14 protein-coding genes are annotated in these 14917 nt (G+C 65.0%); 8 read left to right on the forward strand and 6 right to left on the reverse strand.

Translation table 11 applies throughout. The features are described from left to right. Nucleotides 1-87: 87 nt before the first annotated feature. Complete coding sequence (gene groES, locus THSYN_RS02915) at nt 88-378, reverse strand: co-chaperone GroES (protein ID WP_100917822.1); 291 nt, start codon at nt 376-378, stop codon at nt 88-90. 803 nt (nt 379-1181) lie between these two features. Here groES and THSYN_RS02920 point away from each other — a divergent pair. Both THSYN_RS02920 and THSYN_RS02925 read left to right on the forward strand, forming a co-directional pair. Beyond that, nucleotides 1182-1907 carry an ABC transporter ATP-binding protein gene (locus tag THSYN_RS02920; protein WP_100917823.1) on the forward strand — a complete coding sequence of 242 codons (726 nt, stop codon included), beginning with the start codon at nt 1182-1184 and terminating at the stop codon, nt 1905-1907. Beyond that, nucleotides 1904-3148, forward strand: coding sequence for an ABC transporter permease (locus tag THSYN_RS02925; protein WP_100917824.1), 1245 nt, complete (start codon nt 1904-1906; stop codon nt 3146-3148). Before THSYN_RS02920 ends, THSYN_RS02925 begins: the two co-directional genes overlap by 4 nt. Here THSYN_RS02925 and darH read toward each other — a convergent pair. The 5 genes from darH to THSYN_RS02950 form a co-directional block, all read right to left on the reverse strand. Then, nucleotides 3116-4123 carry a BtrH-related acyltransferase DarH gene (darH, locus tag THSYN_RS02930; protein WP_216644665.1) on the reverse strand — a complete coding sequence of 336 codons (1008 nt, stop codon included), beginning with the start codon at nt 4121-4123 and terminating at the stop codon, nt 3116-3118. The two genes, THSYN_RS02925 and darH, sit on opposite strands and share 33 nt — an antisense overlap. Continuing rightward, nucleotides 4116-4511 carry a DarG family dialkylresorcinol biosynthesis protein gene (locus THSYN_RS33355; RefSeq protein ID WP_157817416.1) on the reverse strand — a complete coding sequence of 132 codons (396 nt, stop codon included), beginning with the start codon at nt 4509-4511 and terminating at the stop codon, nt 4116-4118. The genes darH and THSYN_RS33355 overlap by 8 nt, the downstream gene beginning before the upstream one ends. Before the next feature lie 229 nt (nt 4512-4740). Next, nucleotides 4741-5886, reverse strand: coding sequence for a beta-ketoacyl-ACP synthase III (locus THSYN_RS02940; RefSeq protein WP_100917826.1), 1146 nt, complete (start codon nt 5884-5886; stop codon nt 4741-4743). Then, nucleotides 5883-6581: a dialkylrecorsinol condensing enzyme gene (locus THSYN_RS02945; protein ID WP_157817417.1), complete on the reverse strand. Its 699-nt coding sequence runs from the start codon at nt 6579-6581 to the stop codon at nt 5883-5885. Before THSYN_RS02945 ends, THSYN_RS02940 begins: the two co-directional genes overlap by 4 nt. Nucleotides 6582-7010: 429 nt before the next feature. Further along, nucleotides 7011-8633 (reverse strand): B12-binding domain-containing radical SAM protein, encoded by a 1623-nt coding sequence (locus THSYN_RS02950; protein ID WP_100917828.1) that lies wholly within the window; start codon nt 8631-8633, stop codon nt 7011-7013. A 599-nt stretch (nt 8634-9232) separates the two neighbouring features. Here THSYN_RS02950 and THSYN_RS02955 point away from each other — a divergent pair. From THSYN_RS02955 to THSYN_RS02980, 6 genes are read left to right on the forward strand one after another with little or no spacing between them, the layout of a single operon-like run. After that, the gene (locus THSYN_RS02955; protein ID WP_236848779.1) at nt 9233-9583 is read left to right on the forward strand and encodes a hypothetical protein; all 351 of its coding nucleotides are present in this window, start codon (nt 9233-9235) and stop codon (nt 9581-9583) included. A 41-nt stretch (nt 9584-9624) separates the two neighbouring features. Continuing rightward, nucleotides 9625-10365 carry a COG4648 family protein gene (locus THSYN_RS02960; protein WP_216644666.1) on the forward strand — a complete coding sequence of 247 codons (741 nt, stop codon included), beginning with the start codon at nt 9625-9627 and terminating at the stop codon, nt 10363-10365. Continuing rightward, a complete protein-coding gene (locus THSYN_RS02965) occupies nt 10362-10964 on the forward strand; it encodes an outer membrane lipoprotein carrier protein LolA (protein ID WP_236848780.1) in 603 nt (200 codons plus the stop codon). Before THSYN_RS02960 ends, THSYN_RS02965 begins: the two co-directional genes overlap by 4 nt. Further along, nucleotides 10961-13297, forward strand: coding sequence for an MMPL family transporter (locus THSYN_RS02970; protein ID WP_100917830.1), 2337 nt, complete (start codon nt 10961-10963; stop codon nt 13295-13297). The genes THSYN_RS02965 and THSYN_RS02970 overlap by 4 nt, the downstream gene beginning before the upstream one ends. After that, nucleotides 13294-14121: a polysaccharide deacetylase family protein gene (locus tag THSYN_RS02975; RefSeq protein ID WP_100917831.1), complete on the forward strand. Its 828-nt coding sequence runs from the start codon at nt 13294-13296 to the stop codon at nt 14119-14121. The genes THSYN_RS02970 and THSYN_RS02975 overlap by 4 nt, the downstream gene beginning before the upstream one ends. After that, the gene (locus THSYN_RS02980; protein ID WP_100917832.1) at nt 14118-14858 is read left to right on the forward strand and encodes a class I SAM-dependent methyltransferase; all 741 of its coding nucleotides are present in this window, start codon (nt 14118-14120) and stop codon (nt 14856-14858) included. Before THSYN_RS02975 ends, THSYN_RS02980 begins: the two co-directional genes overlap by 4 nt. Nucleotides 14859-14917 lie beyond the last annotated feature (59 nt).

Here is a 14917-nt window from a genome sequence, read left to right on the forward strand (position 1 = left end):
GTCTCGAATCAATCTGTGGTCAGGGGGATGCGGGCGGCGCTCGCGGGGGCCGCCGGGCGGGACCGTCGGTCGACGGTCGGGGGGCGTTCAGCCTTCGACGATGCCCATGATGTCGTCTTCACGCATCACCAGGAGGTCCTTGCCGTCGAGCTTGACCTCGGTGCCGGAATACTTGCCGAAGAGGATGCGGTCGCCGACCTTCACGTCCAGCGGGCGCACATCCCCATTTTCCAGGATCTTGCCGCGGCCGACCGCGAGCACCTCGCCCTGGATCGGCTTCTCGGCGGCGGAGTCGGGGATCACGATGCCACCGGCGCTGGTACGCTCTTCTTCCATGCGACGGACGACGACGCGGTCATGCAGGGGACGGACATTCATTTGGATTCTCCTTGGGAGGGGTGTTCAGGGGGGTGGAGGGGGGCGCCGGCGCGGTCTGCCGCCTGGGCTGTTAGCACTCTCCACCAGCGAGTGCTAATAGTAGGGCCAAAAGCTCAGGTGTCAAGCGTTGGACGCGCCGCGGGCGGGCGCCGGGGGCCCCTCGCCCCGGCGTTTCCCGCTCGCGCTGGGGTGTCCGGTCGTCACGGGGAGCCCCGAGGAGGGGCTCGCGGCGCTCCGCGCAGCCAGCGGCGCGCGGCCCGTTCCTGGCGCCAGCCCCTTGTTAGGGAAAGACTTTCGCGCGGCACCCTGGCACGGCGCGGCCCTGATCGTCCTTCCGGCCACTGGAGGTCGAGGCTTTAGCCGGTCCAGCATGCAGGCGCCACTGATTTCGCTTGGATATCTCGGGATCCGCCACCGGCTGAAGCCTCGACCTCCGGTTGTGGACGGACCGCCACTGGCCGGAGCGATGATCAAGGCACCCTGGCAGAACCGAGCGCTGTCGGCGTACCATCCGCCCATGCCCTCGCGCCATTGCCGCGGCAGTCTGAGGATCCTTTGTGCCCCAGGCGCTTAGGAACGGCTCACTGATACGTTAAACAAGCCCAATAGATAATGCGATTGGCGTCGTTGTCGTTGTCGTTGTCCTAATCGAGGTTATCGTAGTGGCCCGGATTCTCTCGCACCCCAAGTTGCATCGCTTATCCGATTACGACAACGACAACGACAACGACAACGATTGTGTTTGCGTTTAACTTCTTCTTGACTCATCACTTTTCCTTTCTTACCGCCGATCTCGAAATGCCATGTTGACCTTTGAGCGTGTCAGTTACCGGTACCCAAAGGCGCCGGGTTGCGCCTTGGACGCGGTCAGCTTCACCATTCCCAAGGGTGCGGTACAGGGTTTGCTGGGTCCCAACGGGGCGGGTAAGTCAACCGTGATGGGTCTGATCTGCGGGCAATTGCAGCCCACCAGCGGGCGCTTGATTCGGCCCCGCTGCACGCGCGTGAGTCTGGTCCCGCAAGAGTATGCCTTTTACCCGAGCCTGACCTGCGCGGAGAACTTAAGTTGCTTCGCGGGGGTATTGGACCTGCCCCGGCACGAGTGCCGGGCGCGGATTGCGCAGGCGGCGGCCTTTTGTCAGCTCGACGCCACGCACTTGCGGCGCCGGGTGCAGGCGTGTTCCGGCGGGGTGCGACGGCGCTTGAACCTGGCGATCGGCCTGTTGAACCAGCCTGAACTGGTGCTGCTCGACGAGCCTACGGTCGGCATCGACCCGGTGTCGCGTCAAGCGATTCTGCAACAGATCGGTGCGCTCGCGGCGCAGGGGGTTACGGTGGTCTTCGCCTCCCACCAATTGGAAGAGGTCTCGCAACTCTGTACCCAGGTGGTGTTATTGCAAAATGGACTGGTGCTCGCGGACCTGGCCATGCACACCCTGTTGCATGACTACACGAGCCTGGAGGAGTTTTATATCCGTCACACCAAACGGTACCTGGACTCGGTCCCGGCCGCTGAGGTCGCCGCATGAATGAATCGACCGGTATCGACCGGACGCCATCGCTCCGAGGCAGCATCTTCAAGCCGCAGGTGGTTTGGTCATTGCTGATCAAGGACTGGCGCTGCCTGCGGCACGACCGACATGGCCTTGCCGCCCTCTTCATTATGCCTGCCCTCTTTATCCTGATCATGAGTCTGGTCATGCAAGAGGCCATGTCCTACGACCATCAGCCGCAACTGCCCGCCATCGGAATCATCAACCAGGCACCCGCCGCCCTTGGTCACCGCCAGTTGGCCAAACGCCTGCAGGCCGAGTTGAGCGGGCGTGTCTTCACCGATCAGGCCGCGTTGCTGACCGCGCTGCAAACCAAGGATATCGGTATCGGGATTGTCCTGAGCAGCCCCGCGACGACGGACGCGCAAGACATCGCGCCGTTGTGCGTCGACCTCCTGGTTGACGACATGACGCCGGTGCCGGTGGTCAACGCCCTGCGCAGCCGGATTGAACAGAGTTGGGGGCGGCAGTTGCCCGGCCTGTTGCTCGCCGATGCCGATCCGCTGGCGCGCGCCCTGATGCCGTCAAGCATGCTCGATCCGACGCTGATAAGACCCCAGATCGACATCAAGAGCCTCTACGAGGTCAAGGGTCACACGCGCTTTGGCGCCGTCCAGCGGGTACTGCCGGCGTGGCTCGCCTTTGGCATCTTTTTCATCGTGCTGCCGCTCTCGGCGGTCTTCGTCCAGGAACGCCGACTCGGCACCTTGAGCCGCCTGCAGACCATGGGGGTTGGCAACGGCTCGGTGATCCTGGCCAAGGCGCTGTGTTTTGGCGGCGTGAATGCCGTGCAGGTGCTGGTCATGCTGCTGGTCGGGGTGTTCCTGGTCCCGCAATTGGGCCTGCAGGCCCTGTCACTGCACTTCGACTGGCTCGCCCTGGGGCTGATGACGGCGGCCACCAGCCTGGCGGCCTTGGGCTTGGCGCTGGCCCTCTCGGCCTGGGCCCACAGTGTCGAGCAGGCCAATCTGATTGGCGGCGCGCTGAATGTGATGCTGGCGGCCATCGGCGGCATCATGGTGCCCAAGGCCGTGATGCCGTTGTCGCTGCAAACCATGACTGCACTGTCACCGCTGGGCTGGGCCAATGACGGCTTGGCCCGCATTTTCCTGGGCGAACAACAGTGGTCGCAGTGGCTCGGTGACGCCGCCCGGCTGTCCGTCTTTGGCATCGCCCTGTTGTGTCTAGCCGCCTGGCAACTGCGTGCGCAGCGCTGACAGCGACCTGAAGAACTCCGTCTCCCGGGCCGCCAGCGCCTCGGCCGTGGCTTGCAGGAGCCGCGGCGACAAGGGCTCACGACCCTTGGCCATCCGCGCCAACTCCACGGCAAATTGGCGCCAGGCATCACCAATCTCCGTTAACGCGATGGCCTTGTGTGCCAGCGGCTCACTCTGCAGTAACTGCGCCGATTCCTGCAAGAACGCCGCGTACAAAAAGCGAAATCCCGCACCGCCCGTGCCGATCACCTCTTGCATGCGCACAATGTGCAGCAGCAAGCGGGTCGTCTCACGGGTCGGGAGGCCCGCGTCGAGTTGCCCAAGTTGCTTGCCCAAGAAGCGAATGCCTTTGACCCCGATCCACGGCAGGGCCGGCTGCAGCATTTCCCTGGCCACCTGCTTTATCGCGGGGCCGATCTGGCCGCGAATATCCTGGGCGGCCACGTCTTGTGAGAAATAAAACAGGCGCCCTTTCGGCGCCAGCTTGCCGCGCACAAAGCGCGCGCGCTGCAGATCATCGCGCGCGATACGGTGAGTTCCTTCCAGCACCGAATCACTCACGGCGTAACTGTCGCCCTGTTGCCCATAAATGATCAGGTTATGGGCGTTGAAGTGAAAGCGCAGATTCTCCGGGATGTAGGGCAGCCAATAGATACAGGCCTGCAAACCGACGGGCTGGCCCTGGGCCAGCAGCGCATCGAGCCTGACCTGCCCGGCCGTACTGTCGGTGAATTGCTGCATTCGCAACGGCAGCTTCAGGCGCCGCCGCAGGCGCGCGATGATGCGCCCGGGCAGCGCCCGGTAGGCCACCAAGGGCATGCCATAGATTTTCACAAACGGCAGGTAGGAAAAGCTCAAGCCCGAGGCCAGGCCGAAGCACATGGCCTCGGACAAGGGCCAGCCATGATGTGCCAACAGACTGGCGGCGGCCGTGCTTTCGCAGTGCGAGCCCTGGCGGTGCTGGAAGTCAATCACAGCGATCCAGGTCCTGCGCCGCCATTCCCAGTACCCGTGCATAGCGCTCACGCAAGGCCGGGCTCAAGGCGGCAAAGCCCTTGGGTTCGAGATGCCGCCTGACCCGCCAAGACCACAGGCCGACGGCCTCCGCCAACAAGGACTCATCGAGCCGCAACCGGTACATATGGTAGCGCAAGGGGGAGTCCAGACCCTGCTTGATGCGCGCCCGGCACTCGGTGCGCAGGTGATCGAACCAGTCCACCTCGTCCAGGCCAGCCTGCTCTTCGGGTTCCCACCCGGCCGAGTGCACCCCCTGGTATTGCCCGGCGTCGTTGAGCGCATACACCACTCGCCGTTGCCCGGAGAGAAGCGTACTGTCGTGGGTTTCCAAATCGGTCGTGCGCATGACGGTAGCCAATTACGTTTACATTAGGGATTGCCGGTCGCGGCATTTTCGTTGTCGTTGTCGTTGTCGTAATCGATGTTATCGTAACGCCCCGGACTTTCTCGAAGCCCAAAGGGCATCGCTTCTCCGATTACGATTACGATTACGACAACGACAACGACTATGCTCGACCTGAGCTTGAGTCGTCACCTGGAAAAGGACTTCAAGATTTGTATCTCATTCGCCGGGCCTAACCTTGGCAGACCGTCAAATGCATGAAGCCGCTGCTGAAACGCCCACTCTCGGGCACCATGCACAGGATGGTTTGTCCCTGTTTCAGGCGCCCGCTGTGCAGCAACTCGTCGAGCATTATGTAGATGGACGCCGCACCGGTGTTGCCGCAGCGGCACAGATTGGTGAACCAGGCCGTGTCGGCAATCGGCAGCGCCAAGGACTTGACCACGGCCGCCAGGGCCGGCGCGAAGTACATGGACGACATGTGCGGCAGGAACCAGTCGATCGGACCCTGGACCAGGTTACGCCGTGCCATCAGGTCGCGCAACGGGTTCTCGAAACAGGCGCGTACCACATTGTCATTGAGCAGACGCACATCTTGCTTGATCGCCATCACCGGGGCCGCCGCACGCGCTTGGGCGTCCAACTGCATCCAGCCGACGATCCGCCCCTGGCATTCCTGCGCGCCGGCATACATGCAGGTCGGCAACACATCGGCGGCAGAGAACAAATCGATCCAATCGATCCGCAGCGCCAGGGACGGCAACCGCGCCCGCGGCTCCAACAGCAAGGCACCGGCACCGTCGGAAAGCATCCAGCGCAGGAAATCCTTCTCAAAGGCAAGTTCCCGGTGTTCCTGCAATTGGCGCAACTGGGCCGCGGATTCGGGCGCAAAGGACTCGGCGCGCAACAGCGCGGACGGCAGGTCCGAGCCGGTGGCGACGGCACTGTCGTAGTCCCCTGCCGTCACGCCCAAATAGGCGAACTTCAGGGCGCTCAATCCCGACAGGCAAATGCCGCTGGTGGCCACCACTTCGCGGATCGGGACGCCGAGTTCACCGTGCACCATCACCGCGTGATTGGGCATGGTTTGGTCGGGGGTCGAGGTGCCGCAGACCAGGGCGGTCGTTTGCACCTCGCCCGGCGCAAACAGGGCCTGGACGGCGGCGGCGGTCATCTCGGCATTGCTGTGGGTTGCGACTCTGGTCGCGCCATCCAGCGCATAATGGCGCAGCTTGATGCCGTTGCTCTTGAGCACGATGCGCTTGGCGCGCGAGGGCCGCGGCCCCACTTGGCCCAATACCAATTCGATCCGGGTATTGTCAACCGGCGCATTGGGTAAGAACGCAGCGCTGGCCGTGATGTAGACCGCCCGGCTCATGGTGCAAACTCGGGCATACGCTCCGAACCATTGCCTGAGGGCAACTCCAGGGCCGCCTGCCTGGCCCGGGCGCGGGCGGGGCTCAGGGCGAAGGCCAATTTTCGCAGCACCAGGGTGATGGGCACCAGGGTGCAGATCAGGGCGATCAGGATGCACAGATAGACCAGTACCCCCAGACGCCTGGCCGAACTGCCTTGAGGCCCGATCCGGCGCAGCAGTAACGACCAGAGGTAAAAGCTCCGAAAGCCGACTCTCTCGCTCACCGCCAAGGCTGGATCGACATGGCACGCCTCCAGGCCGCGCAACAGGGCCGCGCCGCACCGCTCTTGATCGGCAGCCAAGGCCTGCACCAAGGCCAAACCGAAGCGTCGGCACCGGGCGATCTGTGCCGCGGCCAGGCCCGCGTCGGGCAAGCCCAACGGCTGCTGCTGCCGCTTGCCCGACAGCACCCAGCGCAGCGTGGTGATAAAGGTCACCAGTGGGGGCGCGGGGTCCACCAACGCGATATGGTCCAGCAAGTGCGCCCCCAGGCCGCTGAGCTTTTGGGCGACTGACTGTTGCGCCGTCACCCACATGTTGCGTGCAGTGACCACCGTGATGACCGGCTTGCCGAAAAGCAAGGCGTGCGCCTGGGGGCTATTCAAGAAGCTCGCAATCGGCAGGGCCGGGGCCAGGTACCATACGGGATAGGCCAAAATCACCAAGGCATGGTCGGCGGCGCCGGGCGATTCGATGGGATCGAGGATCGGCCCAATACCCTGAACAGCTTCCGGGAAGATCTCCAGAAATTTTAAGAACGGCCAGGGGAAAGGATAGGGTTGGCGGGGCGCGATGTCAATACAGTCAACCAGGATTCCAGCCTGTCGCAGCGGCGCAACGATGCGCTCGGAGACGGCGCGCGTTTGACCTGTTTGCGAATAGCGAAGGAGTAAGACGCGTTTTTGAACCATGCCGATATCCGAATAGCGATAGTTGTCGCTGTTTAGTTTCGTTGTCGTTGTCGTTGTCGTTGTCGAAATCGAGGTTATCGTCGCGCCCGGAATTCCCTCGGACTCCAAAGCGCATCGCTTCTCCGATTACGATTACGACAACGACTACGACAACGACTACGACAACGACTGTGTTCAACCTGTTCTTGACTCGTTACTTACCGTCCCCATGCCGGCCGCTGCATCGGGCTTCACCCGGCGTGATACCTTGCCGCTCGCAAGCGCGGCGATTCCATCCACCGCGAGTTCCGGACTCAGGTTGGGCGTCAGCCCGCGCGGCTGTCGCGGATGGGGTGCAAAGGCCTGCCCGCCCCGTTCCAGGTCGGCCTGACTGCTGCTGAAATAGCGTGCCGCCTGAACTGTCTTAGACAGATTCTTCAGCACATGCCACAGGCTCCAGCGATGTTGCCAAAGACGTCGCGCGAAGCGTCGGCGGTAGCCCTTGCTGTCGTAAAATCGCCGGACTTGCGCGTTATACAGTGCATCCATTTCCGCGCGTGATTCAAAGCCTTTCGGCAGGTAGACGAAGTTGAGACAGTTCATCAGCCGCCAGTCCTCGTTGAACTCGCCCGACTCGTTGGCGACACACTCGTCCCAGATCGGCGCACCGTACATGGGACTGAACTTGCTCATATTCATTTCGTCGAGCTCGAGCGAGTGAATGAAATCGCCGGTGGCGGCGATCGTGTCCGGGGTCTCGCCGGGCAGCCCGAAGATGAAGAGCCCCTTCGCCCGCAGCCCGGCGGCATGAATCTGCGCGACCGTCTTACGCACGCCGTCCAGGCTGACGCCGGCCTTGTGCCGCTGCATCATGCCCGGATCGGCCGACTCGATACCCATGGACACCATCAGCGCGCCGGCGCGCTTGAGCAGGCGCAACAGTTCATCGGAGGTGTGGCCGGTGCGCACGGCACAGTTGAAATCCATGCCCAACGGATGCGCGATCAGCATTTCACACAACTGCGTGACACGCTGCCGCTGGGCGGTGAAAAGATCATCGTAGAAATTGATGTGGCGCACGCCGAAACGGTCGCGCAGGTACTTCATGTGCTCATAGACGTAAGCGGCGGAGTTCGTCTTGTACAGTCGCTCGAACACCGTGCGATCACAGAACGAACAGGTGTAAGGGCAGCCGCGGGAAGTGACCATGGTCGCGCCATAGCGTTTGACATAGGAAAACAGCGGCAGGTGGTAGCCGCGGGGGAAACCGGCGAGCTTTTCGTAGGCGGGGAAAGGCAGGTCGTCGAGGTCGAGGATGCGTTGGCGGCGTGGGTTGGAAACGATGTCCTCGCCCCGGCGCCAGCAGAGATTGGCGATTTCCCGGGGGTCCCGATTCTCGGCCAGGTCTAGCATCTTACCCTCGCCTTCACCGAGGCACAGGTAGTCGATTTCCGGGAAGTGTCGCAGCAGCGCCGCGCCAATCGCGGAAACGTGCACATTGCCGAATACGACCCGGACTGCAGGCCGGCGCGCCTTGATCCGTGCGGCGATCTCGATGGCATCCATAAAACCGGAGGTCGTGACCGAAAAGCCCACCAGGTCCGGATTCGTCGCCAATATCACCGCGGCGGTGGCGGCGAGCGATACGGGCGCGCCGGGGCCGAGACAATCGTGCACCGCGCATGGATGTCCATGCTGTTCCAGCCACGCCGCCAATTGCAGGATGCCCAGCGGCGCCATGCGATTGGCCAGCAGCGAGAAGTCCGGCTGCCCGGGGACGAAATTGAATCCGGCCGGGTGAACGAGCGTGATTCTCATGTCAGCACCAGAGGGAAAGTGGCCTGCCGCGAATGCTGCCGCAGTCCGTCGTGGTCTTGCGTGGGCGGACACCCCGCCGGGCGCGGGCCATGCGGCGACGATCGCTGCACGCCGCATTCAACGCGGCCTGCCGTCCTGCGGTCACGGGCTCAGGAGCGAACGAAACGCTCATCATGGGGCGGTGGCCGCGGCTGGTTCGACACTTTAACAGGCGGGCGGCAAAATGAAAACCGTCGTGGCGCGGTTGGACCAAGGCCGCTGTTGTAAGACCGGGCGGGCCGCAACTCCAGCCCCGAGTTGCGCAAACAGTGATTACTGGCTGCACGGGGCGAACGCGACGGCGCCGGGCGTCCTCGCGGGAGTTTAGGCTGCGAAGATTATCGAGTACACTACGTAATGACAGTCTTGGTACGGAACTCCCGGCCCCGCGCGCGCCGGGTCTTAGCCAGTCATCAATCGAGGAAAAAGTGGCCAATAAAATCAACGTTTTCGCAATCTCTTCCGCCGTACTACTCGCCGCTGCCCTAACCGGGTGCGCATCCAATTCCGCCAGGCAGGACGCAGCAACACCGGCGGCGGGAACGACCAGCAGCGGCGAGGTGGTCGATTCCAGCAAGGTCGAGGCCGGGACCGGCCGGGCGGTCAAGGGTATCGACGGCTGGGAAGGCGAGATCTCAGGCAAACCCGCGGCGAACAGCAAGTTCACCAAGTTGCAGATCGGCATGCCGATGAAGCAGGTAACCGACCTGATCGGACAGCCGACGGACCAGGGGGCCTACATCACGGGCAAGGCCTTCATCCCCTTCTATTTCGGCGCGGACCAACATCGCTATGAATCGGTCTACAAAGGCCAGGGGCGACTGATCTTTGCCGGCGGTTCGATCGGCGATTTCTCCTCCGGGCATCTGATCTGGATCATCCACAATGCGAACGAATCGGGCTACCGCTAACCCGCGGCAGTGCGCGGGCTGACGCTGTTGGCCCGGACTCAATGAGCCTTACCCCGGTCGGTGTGGTCCGCCGCGGCGCCATCGCTATCGGCGTATTCGCTTATCCGGTACTGGCGCATTACAGCACGGCGACGTCGGCGGCCAACAGCTTTCCGGCCTTAGGCCTTACCGTCGCGCTGGCACCCGTTCTGGTCATCGCCGTGTGGCTGGCGTGGCGGTCGCCGCGGCGGTTCGCAATGCTGGTGCTATGCGCCACGGCCGGCTGTCTGCTATGGTTTTACCGGGATACGCTGGAGCAACATTTCGGCTGGGTCTATTTCAGCCAGCACGCCGGCATCTATGTCCTGCTCGGCGCGGCCTTTGGCCTCTCCCTTGGGCGCGGGCAGGCCCCCCTGTGCACCCGTTTCGCGCAAGCGCTACGCGGCAGTCTGAGCCCGGAGGTGGCCCGCTACACGCGCCAGGTGACGCTGGCCTGGACGCTGTTGTTTCTGGGTATCAGCCTGGTGTCCACGCTGCTGTTTCTATTTTCCGGCATCGCCGTCTGGTCGGTCTTCGCCAATTTTCTGTCACCGCTCCTGATCGCACTCATGTTCGTCGTGGAGCACCTCGTGCGGCGGCGCCGGCTGCCCGATCTTGAGCAGCACGGCATCATGGACAGCATCCTCGCCTTCCGCAGCACCCCCACGGTTTGCCCCGGCGCGTCCGTTCATTCCCCGATCGCGCGCGCCAGGCGCAAAGGAAGCGATGGCCCGAACGCGCCAACCTGGCCGTGGCGGGCATGATGACCCGGCCCTCGCCGCGCCGCGCGCGCGGCCTGCTGTGCGGCATCGGTCTCTTGCTGCTCGGGCTCAATCCAGCGGCGCGGGCTGCCCAGTTCACGGTTGGCGAACTCATGGCCGCATTGGCTGACACCACGCATGGGACGGCCTCCTTCACTGAGCACAAGTACATCTCCATGCTGGACCTTCCGGTGGAGTCGTCCGGCGAACTGCTGTTCGTCCCCCCGGCCCGCCTGGAGAAGCGTACGCTCACCCCCAAGGTCGAGACCATGGTGCTGGATGGCGATACCCTGACCATCGAGCGACGGGCCCAGAAGACTGTGTTTCAACTCAGGGATTACCCCGAGGTGGCAGGCATGATCCTGGGCATTCGCGCCACGCTGGCCGGTGACCGCAAGGAACTGGAGCGGGTCTATCAGCTCGACCTTGAAGGCAGCCGTGAGCGCTGGACGCTGGTGCTGACGCCGCTGGATGGCCGCATGACGCGCGTGGTCGCCCGCATCCGCATGGAAGGGACGCGGGAGGAGGTACGCACGGTCGAGATTCAACTGACGGACGGCGATCGTTCGGTAATGAGCATCCGTAAGAAGGGTTCGCCATGAGTCGACGCGGCGGCGTCGCGATCGGCCTCTGGCTGGTCGTGCTGTTGGCGTGTCTCTGGGTGGTGCTGCGCACGCACTTTACGGCCGACCTGTCCGCCTTTTTGCCGCGCAGCCCGACCCAGGAACAGCAACTCCTCATCGACCAGATTCGCTCGGGCATCGCCTCGCGCCTGATCCTGATCGGCATCGAGGGGGGCGAGCAGGCCGCGCGGGCGCGCGTCTCGCGCGAACTGGCCGCACGCCTGCGCGCCGATGCGCAGTTTCTGCACATCGCCAACGGTGAGCCCCTGGGCCTTGAGCGGGACGCCCAGGTCCTGCTGGAGAACCGCTATCTGTTGAGCCCGGCAATGGATGCCGATCGATTCACCGTGGCAGGCCTGCGCCAAGGCATCGCGGAGAACATCGAGTCACTGGCCGCGGCGGACGGACTCTTCAGCAAGACCTTGCTGCCGCGCGACCCCACCGGAGAATTCGCCCGGTTGCTGGCTGCCATGGGCAGCGGCCAGCGGCCGCAAACACTTGCTGGCGCCTGGTCTTCCCGCGACGGCCGGCGCGCCCTGCTGCTGGCCCGCACCCGTGCCGACGGGGCGGACACGGACGGACAGTCCAAGGCGGTCACGGCCATCCGGGCCGCCTTTGCGGCGGTGTCCGAGCCGGGGATGACGTCGGCACTCACCGGTCCCGGCCCCTTCTCCGTGACGGCTCGCGCCACCATCAGACGCGACGTCTTAACCCTCTCCGGGGTCGGCAGTCTGATCATCGTCGGCCTGCTGCTCCTGGTCTACCGTTCGCCGATGGCATTGCTGCTCGGATTGTTGCCGGTGCTGTCGGGCGCCTTGGCCGCCGTCGCGGTGGTCAGCCTCGGCTTCGGCATGGTGCATGGCCTCACCCTCGGCTTCGGTACCGCCCTCATCGGCGAGGCGGTGGACTACTCCACCTACCTCCTCATTCAATCCGAACGCACGCACGGCACCACCAGCAACACCCAAAGCGACTGGAACGCGGCCTTCTGGCCGACCATCCGGATCGGCGTGTTGACCTCCATCATCGGTTTCGCCTCGCTGCTCTTTTCCAGCTTCCCCGGGCTCTCCCAACTGGGCCTGTTTGCGATCACCGGCCTCACCACCGCCGCCCTGGTGACCCGTTTCGTCCTGCCGACCCTCCTGCCGCGCGGCCTGCGCGTGCGCGATGTCAGCGCCTCCGGTCGTCGGCTGCAGGTCTGGGTTGCCTGGGCCGGCCGCTTGCGGGGACCCGTCCTGGTCCTCTTCGCGGCCGCCTGCGTCGTGCTGCTGATGAGGCATGACGACCTGTGGAACCGGGAACTGGCGGCCTTGAACCCGGTGTCCGGCGCTGACCAGGCCCTCGACCTCGCCATGCGCTCCGACCTGGGCGCCCCCGACGTGCGCTATCTGGTGGTCGTGACCGCGGCCGATCGCGAGGCGGCGCTCGCCACCAGTGAAGCAGTGGCGAGCGTCCTGCACCGGCTGCAAGCCGCGGACCTGATCGCCGGTTTCGAGAGCCCCGCCACCTATCTACCCAGTCAGGCGGTCCAGCGTCGGCGCCAGGCCAGCCTGCCGCCCGATGCCGAACTGCGCCAACGCTTCAGCGCCGCCACTGCCGAACTGCCGCTGCGCCCGGAGCGCTTCGAGCCGTTCTTCGCGGACGTGGCGAAGGCCCGCGTCCAGGCGAGCCTGCGCCCGGAAGACCTTCAGGGGACCTCCCTGGCAGAGGGGGTGGATGCCTTGCTGATGCAGTCGGAGGGGCGCTGGAGCGCCTTGCTGCCGCTGCGCGTGGCGGCCGGGCAGCGCCTGGACGCGCGGGACCTGCGCCCGGCCCTGGCGCAGCCGGGACTGGAAGGGGTCTATTTCATTGATCTGAAGGGGGCGGGCGACGACCTCTACGAGGGCTATCTGCGCGAGGCCATCGCGCTGTCGCTGGCGGGTCTGGCCGCGATCTTCGGCCTGCTGTTGGTTGCCACCCGCTCGCCGGTGCGCGTGTTGCGCATCGCCGCCCCGCTGGTTGCCGCCGTGGCCGTGACCATCGCCGGGCTGGTCCTGGCCGGTCAGCAACTCACTATCCTGCACCTGGTGGGCATGCTGCTGGTGGTGGCCGTCGGTTCCAACTACGCCCTGTTTTTTGACCAGGGGGCGGTCGCGGGGGGCATGGCACCGCGGGTCCTGGCCTCACTCGTACTCGCGGTCGGCACGACCGTAGCGGGTTTCGGCATTCTGGCCTTCTCCAGCGTGCCGGTGCTCAACGCGGTCGGCTGCACCGTCGGTCCGGGGGCGGTGCTGGCCCTGGTCTTCTCCGCCATCCTGACGCGACGCCCATGAGGGTCCCGCCGCCGCCCCACGCGCGCCGCCGATGGCGCCCCACGCCGCTCTTGCAGGCGAGCGTCGCGCTGCACCTCGGGGCCTTGGGGTTGCTTGCGATCCAGCCGGGCTGGTGGCCCTGGGCGGTGGGTGGGGTGGCCGCCAACCACCTGGCCCTGACCGCGGTCGGTCTCTGGCCGCGCAGTCGCGCCCTCGGCCCCAACTGGGTGCGACTGCCGACGGCGGCGGGGCAGATCGCGCTCACCATCGATGACGGCCCCGACCCGGAGGTGACGCCGGCGGTGCTCGAACTGCTCGAGCGGTTCGACGCCCGCGCCAGCTTTTTTTGCATCGGCGCCAAGGCTGCGCGCTATCCCGAACTGTGCCGGGAGATCGTGCGGCGGGGCCATGCCGTCGAAAACCACGGCCAGCATCATTATCATCAGTTCGCCCTCCTCGGGCCGCGCCGTATGGCCCGCGAGATCGCGGCCGGTCAGGACAGCCTGGCCGCCATAACCGGCCAGCGGCCGTCTTTTTTTCGGCCCACGGCCGGCCTGCGCAGCCCCTTCCTGGAACCTATCCTGGCCCGCCACGGCCTCTATCTGGCCAGTTGGACCCGCCGCGGCTATGACACCCGCAACCGGGACGGTGACGACGTGGTCCGTCGCTTGACCACTGGTCTGGCCGCCGGCGACATCCTGCTGCTGCATGACGGCAACGCGGCCCGTACCGCGGGGGGCGCGCCGGTGATCCTGGTCGCACTGCCCCGTGTTCTGGAACGAGCGGCCGCCGCCGGCCTCACCCCCATCACTCTGCGTTCCGCCCTGGAGCGGCCCCCGCTATGATCGTCAGCCCCGCGGCCCTACGCAGACGCCTCATCGACCAGGCCAGCGAGCCTTACCGGGCACTAGGCAGGTTTGCCTACCATTTCGCCCGCGGCAAACTCGGTCGCGATCCGGTGTTCGTTGGTATGCTGGAACGCGGGCTCTTCCCGGACGCGGCCCGCATCCTCGATTTGGGTTGCGGTCAGGGCCTGCTGGCGGCCTGGCTGCTGGCCGCCCGGCAACTCTATGATGCCGGCGATTGGTCGGCGCAGTGGCCGGCCCCCCCGCGGGTCGCCGAGCTGCGCGGCATCGATCTCCTGACGATCGATGTGCAGCGCGCGCAGCGTGCCTGCGGCAGCTGGGCCCGCTTCGAAGCGGGTGATATGCGGCAGATGGATTTCGGCCAGGCGGATGTCGTGGTCATCATGGACGCTGCGCATTACGTCGATGGGCCGTCGCAGGACGACCTCCTGCGCCGGGTAAGGGCCGCCCTGCCGCCCAATGGCCTCTTCCTGACGCGCGTGGGAGACGCCGGCGGCGGTCTGCGGTTCCAGTTGAGCAACTGGATCGATCGCGCGGTCGCCCTGTTCCGCGGGCTGGGCTGGCGGCGCTTGTATCCCCGCCGCCTGCCGGATTGGATCCAGGCGCTGGAGGCCTTGGGCTTCCGGGTCGAGACCGCCCCCATGAACGGTCTGCTGCCGTTCGCCAACGTCATGCTGATCGCCCGGCTGGGCGAAAGCGCCGCGGTCGGCAACTAGGTCAGTGTCATGACAATAGCGATAAGCGCATGACAATTCGGAAAAAATCTGTGTTCATC

This window comes from Candidatus Thiodictyon syntrophicum, assembly GCF_002813775.1.
Classification (GTDB): Bacteria; Pseudomonadota; Gammaproteobacteria; order Chromatiales; family Chromatiaceae; genus Thiodictyon; species Thiodictyon syntrophicum.

Bases quoted from the DNA above. Each gene is read 5' to 3' on its own strand.
- THSYN_RS02970 (WP_100917830.1), top strand. From the start codon at position 10,961: ATGAGTCGACGCGGCGGCGTCGCGATCGGCCTCTGGCTGGTCGTGCTG.
- THSYN_RS02975 (WP_100917831.1), top strand. From the start codon at position 13,294: ATGAGGGTCCCGCCGCCGCCCCACGCGCGCCGCCGATGGCGCCCCACG.
- THSYN_RS02940 (WP_100917826.1), bottom strand. From the start codon at position 5,886: ATGAGCCGGGCGGTCTACATCACGGCCAGCGCTGCGTTCTTACCCAAT.
- THSYN_RS02965 (WP_236848780.1), top strand. From the start codon at position 10,362: ATGATGACCCGGCCCTCGCCGCGCCGCGCGCGCGGCCTGCTGTGCGGC.
- THSYN_RS02925 (WP_100917824.1), top strand. From the start codon at position 1,904: ATGAATGAATCGACCGGTATCGACCGGACGCCATCGCTCCGAGGCAGC.
- THSYN_RS02980 (WP_100917832.1), top strand. From the start codon at position 14,118: ATGATCGTCAGCCCCGCGGCCCTACGCAGACGCCTCATCGACCAGGCC.
- THSYN_RS02950 (WP_100917828.1), bottom strand. From the start codon at position 8,633: ATGAGAATCACGCTCGTTCACCCGGCCGGATTCAATTTCGTCCCCGGG.
- THSYN_RS02960 (WP_216644666.1), top strand. From the start codon at position 9,625: ATGAGCCTTACCCCGGTCGGTGTGGTCCGCCGCGGCGCCATCGCTATC.
- THSYN_RS02920 (WP_100917823.1), top strand. From the start codon at position 1,182: ATGTTGACCTTTGAGCGTGTCAGTTACCGGTACCCAAAGGCGCCGGGT.
- groES (WP_100917822.1), bottom strand. From the start codon at position 378: ATGAATGTCCGTCCCCTGCATGACCGCGTCGTCGTCCGTCGCATGGAA.
- THSYN_RS33355 (WP_157817416.1), bottom strand. From the start codon at position 4,511: ATGCGCACGACCGATTTGGAAACCCACGACAGTACGCTTCTCTCCGGG.